We start from the raw sequence: 14,397 nt of genomic DNA on the forward strand, positions 1-14,397 counted from the left end.
ATTACGTGTATAAAGTCGATAGCTTACTATTTTAAGAGTAGGTTATCGGCTTTTTTGCTGTTTTACAAACTCTTTCCATGTTTTTATAGTAAAAGCAGAAAGGGGGAGGAGGATGCTAGAAGGTCGTCAATTATTGTTAGAGGAAGTATCTGTGTCAAAAGAAGAACTGTATCAGCTCGAGCGAGAAGGTTATATTCGTTATGAGAAAGGTGTTGTAAAGAAAAACTCTTGTTATATGTGTCAGCGCTGCGGAAATAAGGAGCGGCAATTATTTTTTTCATTTTTATGCTATCGCTGCAATAAGGTTTGTGCGTATTGCCGCAAATGTATCATGATGGGAAGGGTGAGTGAGTGTACAGAGCTCGTTCGTTGGACTGGTCCTATACAAAACGAAGTGATCACGAATTGTTTGGAGTGGAACGGTCAGCTATCAGAAGGACAGCAAAAGGCTGCGGACGGGATTGTCTGGGCGATAAAGCGAAAAGAATCGTTTTTCGTCTGGGCCGTGTGCGGTGCGGGGAAAACAGAGATGTTATTTTATGGTATACAAGAAGCGCTGCACCGGGGAGAACGAATTTGTATTGCCACGCCGCGGACAGATGTGGTCCTCGAACTTTATCCGCGTTTACAAGAAGTGTTCCCATCGGTTTCAATTTGCGCATTATACGGGGGAAGTGACGACTTATCTAAAAATGCGCAGCTTGTTATTTCGACAACGCATCAACTTCTCCGTTATTATAGAGCGTTTGATGTGATGATTGTGGATGAGGTTGATGCTTTCCCTTATTCAATGGACGACACGCTGCAGTACGCAGTTCGCTTTGCTAGTAAGGAAAACGCTTCGTTTATTTATTTGACAGCGACGCCGTCTAAAGAGTGGCAGAGAAAGCTTCGTAATGGAAAACAAAACGGCGTGATTATTCCGGCTCGCTACCATCGTTATCCTCTCCCTGTACCTATTTTTCGCTGGATCGGTAATTGGCGAAAATCTATTGAAAAGAAAACTTTACCTCTCATCATTTTGCGGTGGCTCCGTGTATATTTAGAAAAACAATATCCTATGTTTTTATTTGTTCCTCATGTTTGTTATGTAGAAGAAATCGTTTCTATTTTAAAATGTATCGATCATCGTATAGAGGGGGTACATGCGGAAGATGCAAAGCGGAAAGAGAAAGTGGCTTCGTTTCGAAAAGGAGAGATTCCGCTATTAGTAACGACAACGATTTTAGAGCGGGGCGTTACTGTTTCGAATTTACAAGTGGCAGTGTTAGGAGCAGAAGAGCATGTGTTTTCAGAAAGTGCACTCGTTCAAATTGCAGGACGAGCAGGGCGCAGTCGTCATGCTCCTTTTGGAGATGTCATCTATTTTCATTACGGCAAGACAGAGGCGATGGTTGCAGCGAAAAAACAAATTCAAATGATGAATAAACAAGCGAAGCAAGAAGGATTAGTTGACTAATGCATTGTCTTCTTTGCGACGATGTTGTCTCTGCTTTGCCAAGCTGGTTTTCTTTTTTTGTTGAACAAGATAAGAGATATGCATGCACGTACTGCGAACAAAAATTTTCTTATATTATCGGAGATATTTGTGCAGATTGCGGAAGATCGTTTCAATGTCTAGCAGATGAATATAAGAAAGGAGAGTATTGTCAGGATTGTTTGCGCTGGAGGCAAGATCCGTATTTTCAGCATGTATATGTAAAAAATCGTTCTGTCTATGTATATAATGATTGGATGAAAGAAGTGTTAGCTCGTTTTAAGTTTCGCGGTGATGCGGCTCTTGTGCAACTATTTGCTGCTGCTTTTGCGAATGCTTTTCGGCAGTATTTTTCGCATTGTGATTGTATTGTTCCTATTCCGCTTAGCTTATCACGTCAATATGAACGAGGATTTAATCAAGCAGAATTATTAGCGGCATGTTTATCTATTCCGGTGATGAAAACATCTCTAATGAGAAGCGATGCAGAGAAGCAAAGTAAGAAAACAAGAGCAGAGCGATTGAAGCGTTCTCGGTCTTTTTATTTTACGGCGGAAGAGTCTTTTCATGGAAAGAATATTGTCTTAATTGATGACGTGTATACAACTGGTATTACGGTGCGTCAAGCGGCGCAATGCTTCTACGAAAGAGGTGCAACGAACGTTTCGTCTTTGACGTTATGCCGCTGATTCTTCATTTGGTCTCCTTCTTACTCATGTATTTTGGCGCAAGTGGGCTTTCAAAGTGTTTCTATATAGGGAGAACAACACATCGCCATCAAGTTAAGAAATTCATTGTTCCCAAAAACGAAAAAACGCTATTCTTTTTGTAGAAATATGCAGAAAGGATGGCGTCTTTTTATTCTTGGGTGTAGTTACTATTTTTAAAACGCATTTTAATATGTAATATTGCATATTAAAATGTATTGATAAAAATGTAAGCGCTTACTATAATAAGAGTATAAAGATGAAACACATCGTAATACCACAAAAGAGGAGGAAATCATATGGCAATCGCAATGGCAGTTTTAAAATTTGTAGGTGGACTACTTCCATTCGTACAAGAACTTTTAAAAGCATTTATGTAAGTTTATATTCAGCAATCATTTATAAAAATGATCTGTATAGCAAAGATGAATTGATGTACAGACCAGAGGAGGAAACGTTATGGCAATCGCAATGGCAGTTTTAAAATTTATAGGTGGACTACTTCCATTTGTACAAGAACTTTTAAAAGCATTTATGTAAGTTTATATTCAGCAATCATTTATAAAAATGATTATACAAATAATCTGTATAACAAAGATGAATTGATGTACAGACCAGAGGAGGAAGCATTATGGCAATCGCAATGGCAGTTTTAAAATTTGTAGGTGGATTACTTCCATTCGTACAAGAGCTTTTAAAAGCATTTATGTAAGTTCATATTCAGCAATCATTTATAAAAATGATTATAAAAATGATCTGTATAGCAAAGATGAATTGATGTACAGACCAGAGGAGGAAATCGCATGGCAATCGCAATGGCAGTTTTAAAATTTATTGGTGGAGTACTTCCATTAGTAGCAGAACTTTTAAAAGCAGTAATGTAAGTTCATTATTCCGCAATTATTCATAGGAATTATCATACAAATAATCTGTATATCAAAGGTGAATTGATGTGCAGATCAGAGGAGGAAATCGCATGGCAATCGCAATGGCAGTTTTAAAATTTGTAGGTGGATTACTTCCATTCGTACAAGAGCTTTTAAAAGCATTTATGTAAGTTCATATTCAGCAATCATTTATAAAAATGATCTGTATAGCAAAGATGAATTGATGTGCAGACCAGAGGAGGAAATCGCATGGCAATCGCAATGGCAGTTTTATCATTCTTAGGTGGACTACTTCCATTAGTAGCAGAACTTTTAAAAGCAGTAATGTAAGTTCATTATTCAGCAATTATTTATAAAAAACTATCATACAAATGATCTGTATAGCAAAGATGAATTGTTGTGCAGATCATTTGTGTGAGCCAAGTCCCTTTAGTATTATGAAGGGATTTTTTTTAGGTTTCTATATACCTGGACTGCTGATAAGTATGATTATGGTAGTAAGGCAAAATCATATCCCAAAAACGAAAAATTTATCTTTCTGTAATTGTCCATGAGAATTCAGTTTATTTTTTCGTTTTGGGGGTATTTAATTTCGTTAGGTTGATGGGGATGCGGCGAGACCCCTAAAATGAAATGTTTACCTAAACAAAAAAGAATCCATTTTGATTAATCTTTGTTCAAAATGGAATTATTTTTTGTAACTATTCACATCTTTATCAAAAGTCATTACAAAAATGATTACCAAATACTTTTACCAAAAGATTTTCCAGGATTACCAGATACAATCGTCCACTAATAAAAGTATTATCTTACTTATTTTGTAGTTTACAGCAAGAATCCTATCACTAGGCCAATTAGTTAAACATCAGAATAATTATTTTTATTCTCGGTTGTATAACTTTTAGGGTTTACCTTAAAATCAATTATAATGGAGGAAACTAGAGTAAGAGTACATATACCTAACAAGACCATTAAACTTCTATATCCTATTTGATCTAGTAAAAATCCAATTAACACCAAGCATAGTTGCATAATGGTTCGATCTAACATCGTTTTAAATGAAAAAAATCTTCCATGAATACTTGCAGGAACCTTTTGTTGTGCATATGTGTATAAAAGAGGATTAAACATGCCATATGCCAAGCCAAATACACTAAAAGAGAAAATAGTTAGATAAAAATTTGTCAATGATAATAAAATTTGAGCTATACCCATCAAACAGCAAGCAAATAAAAGGATACGCACTTGCTTTTGATATCGTTTTATTATTTTTTTGATAAACAATCCTGCAATTAATATACTTGCCCCTTCCATAAAATAGAGTATGCCCATGATTGAACCTGGCTGTCCCTTTCCAATCTCAATAACAAATAAATTAAAGCCTGAAATAAAGATTAGAGGGATAATGGATAACGTAAGAACTACTTTAATAGAATGATTCTTCATAATAACAGGGAAAATATCCTTAAAATTAGTCTTGAGTTTTTTAGGATTCAATCGTACATCGTTTGGAATGACTAATAAAAAATTGATAAAGTATAAGGTTACATAAGCAATAAGAGCAATAATAAATAATGTATATAGAGGAGCGACTGTTAATAAAAGACCAGCTAATACAGCTCCAAAAATTCTTGATAAGGTGATAATATTTATATTGATAGCATTAACCGTAATTAAGTCATCTTCTTTAACTAAAGCGGGCAATATTGTTTGTATAGTGGGATTAAAAAAAGAGGCTGAGCAGCCAATTCCTATACTATAGATAACCATCCAATAAATTGATCCCGTATATATGGCAACTAACATTGATAAAACAGATGCAATTCTCATCAATCCGACTAATTGTAATACTTTTAATTTAGAAGTAGAATCTATATAACGTCCTGCATAAGGGCCTATTATAACCCCAAGGACACCACCGATAACAAGAAAAAAAGCCTGAAGAACATGAGATTTTATATGTATTTGTAAAAATTGCAAATTACCAATTGTACCGAACCATATCCCTAATTGAAAGACTAGTTGACTTCCTAATACAATGCATAAATTTTTATTATGTATAATGGCTTTAAAGGATTTCAATTCAAATTCTCTCCTCTAAATCTAAAATTTCTCCCATGTTTTTGAGCTTCATCACTAATATGTCCTATTCCAGAAAGTCCGCAAACAATTTCTTTTTCTTTATCTATACATAACCTTTCTTCTACTAATTCGTCTTTAAGGTGTCCAGTAAAAAACGCACCTAATTTCAACCATGAAGCAACTAAATAGAAAGTTTGACTTAAATGACCTACATCCTTCATAACAATACGATATCCCCTTGGAGTTTTATATTTCCACATAGGTCGTTCCATTCTTTGAATAAACCTAAGATAGGGAAAACGGAAAGCTCTAAGCTATATTGTTCGTGTCTAATAAAATCATCTATTATAAGATGACCATTTTTCCAAAAATATATCATATTTTCAGATATTTTTAACTGCATATCAATGTCTCCCAACTTAAAAAATATGTATATCTTTTTTAACGATAAATGACTGCCCTACTAGAGCAGTCATTTAAGCAATTCAATTATTTTGATGGAGAAGTCTCACCATGTTCTGAATTAATACGGTTTGCGTACTCATTTTCGCTAGGTTTGAAAATTTTCATTTTTCTCATCTTCTCTCAGTAATTAGAAAACTATTACAATTTGTATTTTTCCATAATAGTGTTTTTTTGTCAAATAATAGTTTGTAAATAATGTTTATTCGTAATTTTGGAACCGATAAAACCAACTAGGTTATGAAAAAAGAAGAGTTAAAGATTGTTTTTTTGTGCTTAGTTTATTGGGAGTATCATACATGTCCATTAAGCTAAAGGGGAATTGTATCCATAAAACGAAAAAAAACGCTATTCTTTTTGTAGAAATATACAGAAAGGGTGGCGTTTTGATGTGAATTTATCGATTTCTGATGAATTAAAATTGTTTTCTAAAGAATTGCAACGATATATGTCATCGCATGCTTTAGAACAGTTAGCTAGGGAAACAGGGTTTGTCCAACGAAGAAGTAAATACCGTGCACAAGATTTGGTGGCTCTGTGTGTTTGGTTAAGCCAAAATATAGCTCATACTTCATTAACACAACTATGTAGTGTGACCGCCAATCTTATTTAGCGGTTACATTACATCGTTCACTCTATACTTTCTATGGCCACGTTTGTTCTTTGTGAAGGTATATCCCTCTTTTTCTAAACATCTGTATACTTACGTAATATAGATGATTGGATACCTAATTGCTCCGCCACATCATTAGACGTCTTCATAGTGTTTCACCTCAAAAATATATTCGCGATATATTTCTTTATACGACAATTTCAACATACAATAACTTCAACGATTTTTACATGTGTAATATATTTACTTTGAATTATAGTGCCAAGCTTTTTGATGAGGATTGGCTTTTCCTTTTCTATTAAGCCTTCTATTGCCTTTAAGTATGTTTCTGGATCTTCATGATGTGTAATCCTCCCGCTTACTTCCTTACCGTTAGATAAATAAAAGGAAACACGATATGCATATTGTTGTTTTGACATCATAATCCCTCGCTTTCTAGATATAAAGATGTAAATATATATTCTTGCATAAAAAAGACATGCTAGTCCACGTCTTTTTTATAAGAAAAACTTTTTTCATTTGTCTGCAATCGTAATAAGACTAACTGTTCATCCAATACAAGTAGCGAAAAATATAAATAATGTCATGGTTTGCACCTCCTTTTTCTATTGGTGTAAACTGTCAGGTGGTCACAATATGTAATATTGCATATTAAAATGTATTGATAAAAATGTAAGCGCTTACTATAATGAGGGTATAAAGATAAACCACATCTTAACACCAAAAAAGAGGAGGAAATCATATGGCAATCGCAATGGCAGTTTTAAAATTTGTAGGTGGATTACTTCCATTAGTAGCAGAACTTTTAAAAGCAGTAATGTAAGTTCATATTCCGCAATTATTTATAAAAATGATCATACAAATAATCTGTATAACGAAGATGAATTGACGTGCAGATTAGAGGAGGAAATCATATGGCAATCGCAATGGCAGTTTTAAAATTTATCGGTGGAGTACTTCCATTCGTACAAGAGCTTTTAAAAGCATTTATGTAAGTTTGTTATTCAGCAATTATTTATAAAAATGATCATACAAATGATCTGTATATCAAAGATGAATTGAGGTGCAGATCATTTGTGTGAGCCAAATCCCTTTAGATATTATGAAGGGATTTTTTTAGGTTTCTGTATACTCGGACTGCTGATAAATGTGATTATGGTAATTTCATTTATATAGAATATACAATGTAAATTGGTTCACATATGTTAATGTGGAATAAAAAGTATTAAAGGGAAGTCTAGATGAAACAAATTTTGGGATATATTTCATTAGCATGTTTATTAGTTTCAATTTGCTCCTTTATTTGTTTAGTAAATGGATATTCGAAAGTTTCCATTCATGTTTAACTAGAAAAACAAAAAGAACTTATAGTAATAACTACAAGTTCTTTTTGAGATAATATTAATAAGAGTAAAACAAACTATCTTAATAAACAAAACAGGGGAAACCACCTAGGTGATTCTTTGATAAGTCTATTATATAACAAATATTAACATTTAAAGGTTATAGTTTTGAAAATTTTGTGAATTAAGGAAATCGAACAATTTATTACGTTTTTATTCATTCAACAAACTTTTTTCATTTCATATAAAAGTCTTTAAACCAACATCTATATAAATACAAATTAAAAAATCGACATATAAACCCTCTTTCTGTTTAGGTGGGCGAGAGCATCTGGCCATGCATAGAAGCGACTTATATGTCAAAAATTTAAAGTAGATTTATATATATTCGATTATTATTAATTACAACAACTAAATATAATTTTTCAATATGTATACAAAAACATTTTTTGTTATATCTAGCCTCACACAAATAATCTGTATATCAATTCACCTTTGATAGACAGATCATTTGTACGATAATTTATTATAAGTACGAGAAGATTAGATGAATGCTTTTAAAAGAGTTGTGATTAATGGAATTAATCCACCTAAAAATGATAAAACTGCAATTGCGATCGCCATAATAATTCCTCCTCTATTGTTTTCTGAATATTAATAATTTTATGATTTTATTTTATTATAGATTTAAGAATATGACAATATATTTTTTTATTTTTCTACTCTAGTTGGAAGAGAGAGTTTTATTCTTAAGAAGATGTATTTAAATCATGAAAAAAAGATTTTTACATATGAATACTAATGGTTAGCAAATTGATGGGCATGCAGGTGGTGAAATTAAATGTTAATAAGACTGAAGATTCTAACTTTTTATCATGTGTCTATTATTTAATTAACTACAAATGATGGGATGAACCTGGGCATAAGATAATTGTATGAAGGGTGTAATTTAAAATTCAATAAGGGGGTCTGTTATGTTGCATAAGTTCAAACGTTTCTTTGCATTATTAACTGTTTTTATTTTTATTTCTTGTTCTTTTCCTATTTCATCCGCTTTCGCTAGTTCTGTACAAATATCTGGGGGGATTTTTCCGCCATCAGAATCGTTTACTCCTGGGAGTTGGTTTTTAGGGGCAACTCCTGAGAATAGTTCAAATAAATCACCTATCGTATTTGTTCAAGGTAAGAATGGAAATGCTAAGAACTGGTATGGTGAAACAGTCTATCACGGTATGAACAATATGTATAACTATGCTTACGACGCAGGGTATCAAACTGTATTTGTTCAGCTGTATGATGCGGCGGGAAAAGGTTCAGCAAGTGAATGGGATAATGGGCGTTTGCTCGCTTCTATGCTGGAGCAAATCTATAATCATTTTGGGAAGAAGGTTAATATTGTTGCGCACAGTAAAGGTGGACCAGATACGCAAGCAGCGCTTATTCATTACGATGCCAGCCGTTTTGTTGGAAATGTAGTAACGCTTGCCTCACCGCATTATGGATCGAATCTAGCAGACTTAGCCTATAGCTGGTGGGCAGGGTGGCTTGCTTCCTTACTAGGACAGCAGGATGCGGGGACGTACTCTCTGCAGACAGGGGAAATGGCGCAGTTTCGTAATATAACGGATAGTAATCCAAAAGCTAAATTGAACCGTTATTATACAGTGGCGGGCACAAGCTGGGGACCAGCCTTCTCTGCATTGTCTATGGGTGGATTTTACCTCTCTTGGTATGGCGCTAATGATGGATTAGTTAACGAATGGAGTACGAAATTGCCTTATGGAAAACATCTATTCACAGATTCTAGTCTCGATCATGATAGCATTCGAATGGGATCAGCAGTATTTTCACGGATTGAGCCTTATTTGCGTAGTACTTCACCATCTCCTTCTATCGTAAATGAAAATATGTTAGAAGAATCAAAGGAAAGTCTAGATGCTAATGCTAATCAAACGGTATTTGGAGGGGAGCTCCCAGCAAATAGCTGGGTGGAAAAAAACTTTGCGGTGGATACTGTAACAGATGGAAGTATTTCTGTATTGACTGCAAATCCAAATGTGCAAATACAACTTATTGCTCCATCTGGTAAGGTATACACAAATCAAAATAGCAAAGCAACAATTGGAGAAGAGTATGCTTATTTTAATGGAGCAAACATCCGAACATTCCAAATGGACCAAATGGAAGAAGGTGAGTGGCGCTTGAAAATGATGTCAAAGGAAAAGAGCGATGCGTACATGATGCTCGCTAATTATAAACAAGCTGCACCTTTTACATTAGAAATGCCAGGTAAAGTTAAACAAAACAAAGCAGAATTTAAGTTAACGAAATCCCCAAAGCGCTCCTTAAAACAAGAAAACTTATCCTTTGATGTACACGTTGTAGATCGGAATGGGAAGTTAGTTTCGCAGTCTAATAAACTGCAAAAAGAAGATGCAGCCACATTCACCGGGAAGTTGCCAACTGTTGAGAAATCAGGTGTGTATAACGTAACGATCGATATTAAAGGGAAGAATAAAGAAGGAAAAGCATATACTCGGACGATTGTGCGTTCTGTGTATATTGAAAAATAAAATATGTCGAAAGGTACAATAAAAAGACGATAAGTCTTCTTTGACTTTCCATTTTCTAATTCGTTATAGTCAAAGTACGGGGCAGATGCCCTTACTTTAAGATTGAAGGGAATGGAACGATCATGCAAGGAAAAGTAAAATGGTTTAATGCAGAAAAAGGTTTTGGATTTATCGAGCGTGATGGCGGAGATGATGTTTTTGTTCATTTTTCTGCGATTCAGCACGATGGATATAAAACGTTAGAAGAAGGACAAAAAGTGGAATTTGAAATTGTAGACGGTGCGCGTGGTCCGCAAGCAGCAAATGTTGTAAAGTTATAATAAAAGTATCTAAGAAACATGGTGCGTTTTAAAGACCAGCGTTTCACATAGGAGAACCTCCGTTGCATAGCTAACGGAGGTTTTATCATAAAGAAAACGTTGTCAAAAAGTTGTAGCAATTTTGTAACTGATTCTTCATATCTACATACAGTAAGTATGATGTGAATAGGATAAAATAAGAGTAGGAAAGATAATATATTTTCTTTTCTACAAAAATCGATAAAAAATATCGATTTTATCAAAATTTTTTAAAATGTAGGAAGGGTTTTTGATACCTTTGTCGAAAATCTTATACATAGGCTTGAAAGGAGGAGTTCATCTATGAAATTCAACATTCGCGGTGAAAATATTGAAGTAACTCCAGCATTAAAGGAATATGTAGAGAAAAAGTTAAGTAAGTTAGAACGCTATTTCGATACTTTTCCAGAAATTAAGGTAAACTTAAAAGTATACTCTGACAAGCAAAGGGTGGAAGTAACAATCCCGTTTCCAGATTTATTACTTCGCGCTGAAGAAACAAATAGCGATATGTACGCTGCTATTGATTTAGTAGTAGATAAACTGGAAAGACAAATTCGTAAACATAAAACAAAAGTAAACCGTAAGTTACGTGAGAAAGGCTCTATAAAAGCAATGTTGATTCTTCCAGATCAACCAGCTGTGCAAGAAGAGGTTGCTGAAGATGAATTAGAGCTTGTCCGTACAAAACGATTTGACTTAAAACCAATGGATGTAGAAGAAGCGATTTTACAAATGGATATGTTAGGTCATAACTTCTTCGTCTTTACAAATTCAGAAACAAATGAAACAAATGTTGTATACGGCCGTAAAGATGGAAAGTATGGTTTAATCGAAACTAAATAATATAAAGGAAAACGCAGCTGTCATGGCTGCGTTTTTTTAGGTTCTATATGAATGTGAGCAGACGGCTTCTTTACTTTCCTGTAGATGCATTTGGCCGATTGTTGTCATACATATAAAACAAGTGTTACAATTGTTAGTAGGTTTATACTTTTTTAGTAGGCGAAAGAATTCTATTTTTCATACAAAAATGAAATTGAGTGTTATAGCGACCAAACAGTGAAAAGAAAAAAGACACTGATGGAAGTTTTATTTTAATAAAAGAGGAGCGTATTCTCATGATCGGTATTTTAAAAAAGGTGTTTGATACAAATGAACGTCAAGTAAAACGTATGCAAAAAACCGTGGATAAAATAGAAGCATTAGCAGATAAAGTGTCACCACTGACAGATGAACAGTTAAAAGGAAAAACAGTAGAGTTTAAAGAGCGATTAACAAAAGGTGAAACAGTAGATGATTTGTTGCCAGAAGCTTTTGCTGTTGTGCGTGAAGCGGCAACACGTGTACTTGGTCTGCGTCCATATCCTGTTCAATTAATGGGTGGTATTGCCCTGCATGAGGGAAATATCTCTGAGATGAAGACAGGGGAAGGTAAAACGTTAACTTCTACTTTACCAGTATACTTAAATGCTCTTACAGGAAAAGGTGTTCACGTTGTTACAGTCAATGAATATTTAGCACAGCGTGACGCAGGTGAAATGGGACAACTACATGAGTTCCTTGGTTTAACAGTTGGTATCAATTTAAATCATATGTCACGAGAAGAGAAGCAAGCTGCATATGCTGCTGATATTACATACAGCACGAATAATGAGCTTGGATTCGACTATTTACGTGATAACATGGTGCTTTATAAAGAACAGTGTGTACAGCGTCCACTACACTTTGCCATCATCGATGAAGTAGACTCCATTTTAATTGATGAAGCACGTACACCGCTTATCATTTCTGGACAAGCGCAAAAATCTGCAGAATTATATATATTTGCGAATGCATTTGTACGTACGTTAACAAATGAAAAAGAATATACATTTGATGTGAAAACGAAAAATGTTATGTTGACAGAAGAAGGGATCAACAAAGCAGAAAAATCGTTCCACATTGAAAACTTATTTGATTTAAAACATGTAGCGCTTCTTCACCATATTAATCAGGCGCTTCGTGCTCACGTTGTAATGCAGCGTGATACAGATTATGTTGTGCAAGAAGGCGAAATCGTAATTGTTGACCAATTTACAGGTCGTCTTATGAAAGGGCGCCGCTACAGCGAAGGATTGCATCAAGCGATTGAGGCAAAAGAAGGCGTAGAAATTCAAAATGAAAGTATGACGCTTGCGACGATTACATTCCAAAACTACTTCCGTATGTATGAGAAGCTTTCTGGAATGACAGGTACAGCGAAAACAGAAGAAGAAGAATTCCGTAACATCTATAATATGCAGGTTATTGTTATTCCGACGAATAAGCCGGTTATTCGTGATGACCGTGCAGATTTAATTTTTAAAACGATGGAAGGGAAATTTAACGCTGTTGTAGACGATATCGTTGAGCGTCATAAAAAAGGACAACCTGTTCTTGTTGGTACAGTAGCAATTGAAACATCTGAGTTAATTTCGAAGATGTTAACGAGAAAAGGTGTACGCCATAATGTCTTAAACGCGAAAAACCATGCGCGCGAAGCAGAAATTGTTGCTGAAGCAGGTCATCAAGGTTCAGTGACAATTGCGACAAACATGGCGGGACGTGGTACGGATATTAAACTAGCAGAAGGCGTACGTGAAATCGGCGGTTTAGCTGTTATCGGTACAGAGCGTCATGAAAGCCGACGCATCGATAATCAGCTGCGCGGTCGTTCTGGACGTCAAGGAGATCCAGGTGTGACGCAATTCTATCTATCAATGGAAGATGAACTGATGCGTCGTTTCGGTGCTGATAATATGAAAGCGATGATGGATCGTTTAGGTATGGATGATACGCAGCCAATCGAAAGTAAAATGGTATCTCGCGCTGTTGAATCTGCACAAAAACGAGTAGAAGGTAATAACTACGATGCGCGTAAGCAGCTTCTTCAATACGACGATGTACTTCGTCAGCAGCGTGAAGTTATTTACAAACAGCGTCAAGATGTAATGGAATCAGAGAATCTGCGCGGTATTATTGAAGGAATGATGCATTCTACAGTAGAGCGCGTGGTAGCTCTTCATACGCAAGATGAATTAGAAGAAGAGTGGAACATTGCTGGTCTTGTTGAGTACTTAAATACAACTCTTCTACGAGATGGTGATGTGAAAGAAGAAGAACTACGCCGCTTAGCGCCAGAAGAAATGATCGATAGCATCTTTGCGAAAGTGAAAGAGCGCTACGACGAGAAGGAAACGCAAATGCCAGAAGCACAAATACGTGAATTTGAAAAAGTAGTTGTATTCCGCGTTGTAGACTCGAAATGGATGGATCACATCGATGCAATGGATCACTTACGTGAAGGTATTCATTTACGTGCGTATGGTCAAATTGATCCACTTCGCGAATATCAAATGGAAGGCTTTGCGATGTTTGAGGCGATGATTGCTTCTATTGAAGAAGAGGTTTCTCGTTACATCATGAAGGCGGAAATCGAACAAAACTTAGAACGTCAAGAAGTAGCGCAAGGAGAAGCAGTTCATCCGAAAGATGGCGATGAACTTGCAAAAAAGAAACCAGTCGTAAAAGGTGACCAAACAGGCCGCAACGACTTATGCGCATGCGGCAGCGGGAAAAAATACAAAAACTGCTGTGGAATCGGGAGATAAAGAAAAGCGGAGCCGACTGTTTAGGCCTGTTGGCTAAGGTTCTTTCACACAGAAGTTGCTTTTTACCTTCTCGTGTGGAAGGTTCTTAGACATGAAGGCCTAGGAGGCAGAGCTGGACAAAAAAGAAAAGCGGAAGCGGCTCGTTCAGAATCGCAGGACGTTGGAGCTCCCGACAGAGAGGCGCTTTTTGCCTCGTCCGAGGGAGCGAAACGACCGGAGATTCTAGCCGCAGGAGCTGGATAAAAAGAAAAGCGGAAGCGGCTCGTTCAGAATATTTTTCTCA

10 protein-coding genes and 2 pseudogenes are annotated in these 14,397 nt (G+C 35.6%); 7 read left to right on the forward strand and 5 right to left on the reverse strand.

Annotation, left to right across the window (positions count from 1 at the left end; genetic code table 11):
• Nucleotides 1–112 precede the first annotated feature (112 nt).
• Entirely contained in the window at nucleotides 113–1,459 is a 1,347-nt protein-coding gene (locus ACIGHG_RS08205) for an ATP-dependent helicase ComFA (RefSeq protein ID WP_396547992.1), read from the forward strand.
• Nucleotides 1,459–2,166 carry a ComF family protein gene (locus ACIGHG_RS08210; protein WP_396547994.1) on the forward strand — a complete coding sequence of 236 codons (708 nt, stop codon included), beginning with the start codon at nucleotides 1,459–1,461 and terminating at the stop codon, nucleotides 2,164–2,166. The genes ACIGHG_RS08205 and ACIGHG_RS08210 overlap by 1 nt, the downstream gene beginning before the upstream one ends.
• 1,763 nt (nucleotides 2,167–3,929) lie before the next feature.
• Here ACIGHG_RS08210 and ACIGHG_RS08215 read toward each other — a convergent pair.
• The 3 genes from ACIGHG_RS08215 to ACIGHG_RS08225 are packed head-to-tail and all read right to left on the reverse strand — an operon-like array spanning nucleotide 3,930 to nucleotide 5,556.
• Nucleotides 3,930–5,153, reverse strand: coding sequence for an MFS transporter (locus tag ACIGHG_RS08215; protein ID WP_396547996.1), 1,224 nt, complete (start codon nucleotides 5,151–5,153; stop codon nucleotides 3,930–3,932).
• A complete protein-coding gene (locus ACIGHG_RS08220; protein WP_336471979.1) occupies nucleotides 5,150–5,425 on the reverse strand; it encodes a nitroreductase family protein in 276 nt (91 codons plus the stop codon). The genes ACIGHG_RS08215 and ACIGHG_RS08220 overlap by 4 nt, the downstream gene beginning before the upstream one ends.
• Nucleotides 5,371–5,556, reverse strand: coding sequence for a hypothetical protein (locus ACIGHG_RS08225; RefSeq protein ID WP_396548073.1), 186 nt, complete (start codon nucleotides 5,554–5,556; stop codon nucleotides 5,371–5,373). Before ACIGHG_RS08225 ends, ACIGHG_RS08220 begins: the two co-directional genes overlap by 55 nt.
• 450 nt (nucleotides 5,557–6,006) lie before the next feature.
• Between ACIGHG_RS08225 and ACIGHG_RS08230 the strand changes: the two are divergent.
• Nucleotides 6,007–6,207: pseudogene (locus ACIGHG_RS08230) on the forward strand (IS4 family transposase); the annotation flags it as partial.
• A gap of 27 nt (nucleotides 6,208–6,234) precedes the next feature.
• Here the strand turns inward: ACIGHG_RS08230 and ACIGHG_RS08235 are convergent.
• Both ACIGHG_RS08235 and ACIGHG_RS08240 read right to left on the reverse strand, forming a co-directional pair.
• A pseudogene (locus ACIGHG_RS08235) lies at nucleotides 6,235–6,377 on the reverse strand (DUF3967 domain-containing protein); the annotation flags it as partial.
• Nucleotides 6,378–6,428: 51 nt separating this feature from the next.
• Nucleotides 6,429–6,650, reverse strand: a complete 222-nt coding sequence (locus ACIGHG_RS08240; protein ID WP_336471980.1) for a hypothetical protein — start codon at nucleotides 6,648–6,650, stop codon at nucleotides 6,429–6,431.
• Between the two features lie 1,895 nt (nucleotides 6,651–8,545).
• Here ACIGHG_RS08240 and ACIGHG_RS08245 point away from each other — a divergent pair.
• The 4 genes from ACIGHG_RS08245 (at nucleotide 8,546) to secA (ending at nucleotide 14,114) form a co-directional block, all read left to right on the forward strand.
• Nucleotides 8,546–10,144, forward strand: a complete 1,599-nt coding sequence (locus tag ACIGHG_RS08245; protein WP_396547999.1) for a lipase family alpha/beta hydrolase — start codon at nucleotides 8,546–8,548, stop codon at nucleotides 10,142–10,144.
• Nucleotides 10,145–10,263: 119 nt separating this feature from the next.
• Nucleotides 10,264–10,464 carry a cold-shock protein gene (locus ACIGHG_RS08250; RefSeq protein WP_336472107.1) on the forward strand — a complete coding sequence of 67 codons (201 nt, stop codon included), beginning with the start codon at nucleotides 10,264–10,266 and terminating at the stop codon, nucleotides 10,462–10,464.
• A 321-nt stretch (nucleotides 10,465–10,785) separates the two neighbouring features.
• Nucleotides 10,786–11,328, forward strand: a complete 543-nt coding sequence (gene hpf, locus ACIGHG_RS08255; RefSeq protein WP_090920283.1) for a ribosome hibernation-promoting factor, HPF/YfiA family — start codon at nucleotides 10,786–10,788, stop codon at nucleotides 11,326–11,328.
• A 275-nt stretch (nucleotides 11,329–11,603) separates the two neighbouring features.
• Nucleotides 11,604–14,114, forward strand: a complete 2,511-nt coding sequence (gene secA / locus ACIGHG_RS08260; protein ID WP_336471982.1) for a preprotein translocase subunit SecA — start codon at nucleotides 11,604–11,606, stop codon at nucleotides 14,112–14,114.
• The last annotated feature ends 283 nt before the right edge of the window (nucleotides 14,115–14,397 follow it).

Origin of the sequence: Bacillus sp. NPDC077411, assembly GCF_044543425.1 — a bacterium.
Classification (GTDB): Bacteria; Bacillota; Bacilli; order Bacillales; family Bacillaceae_G; genus Bacillus_A; species Bacillus_A bruguierae.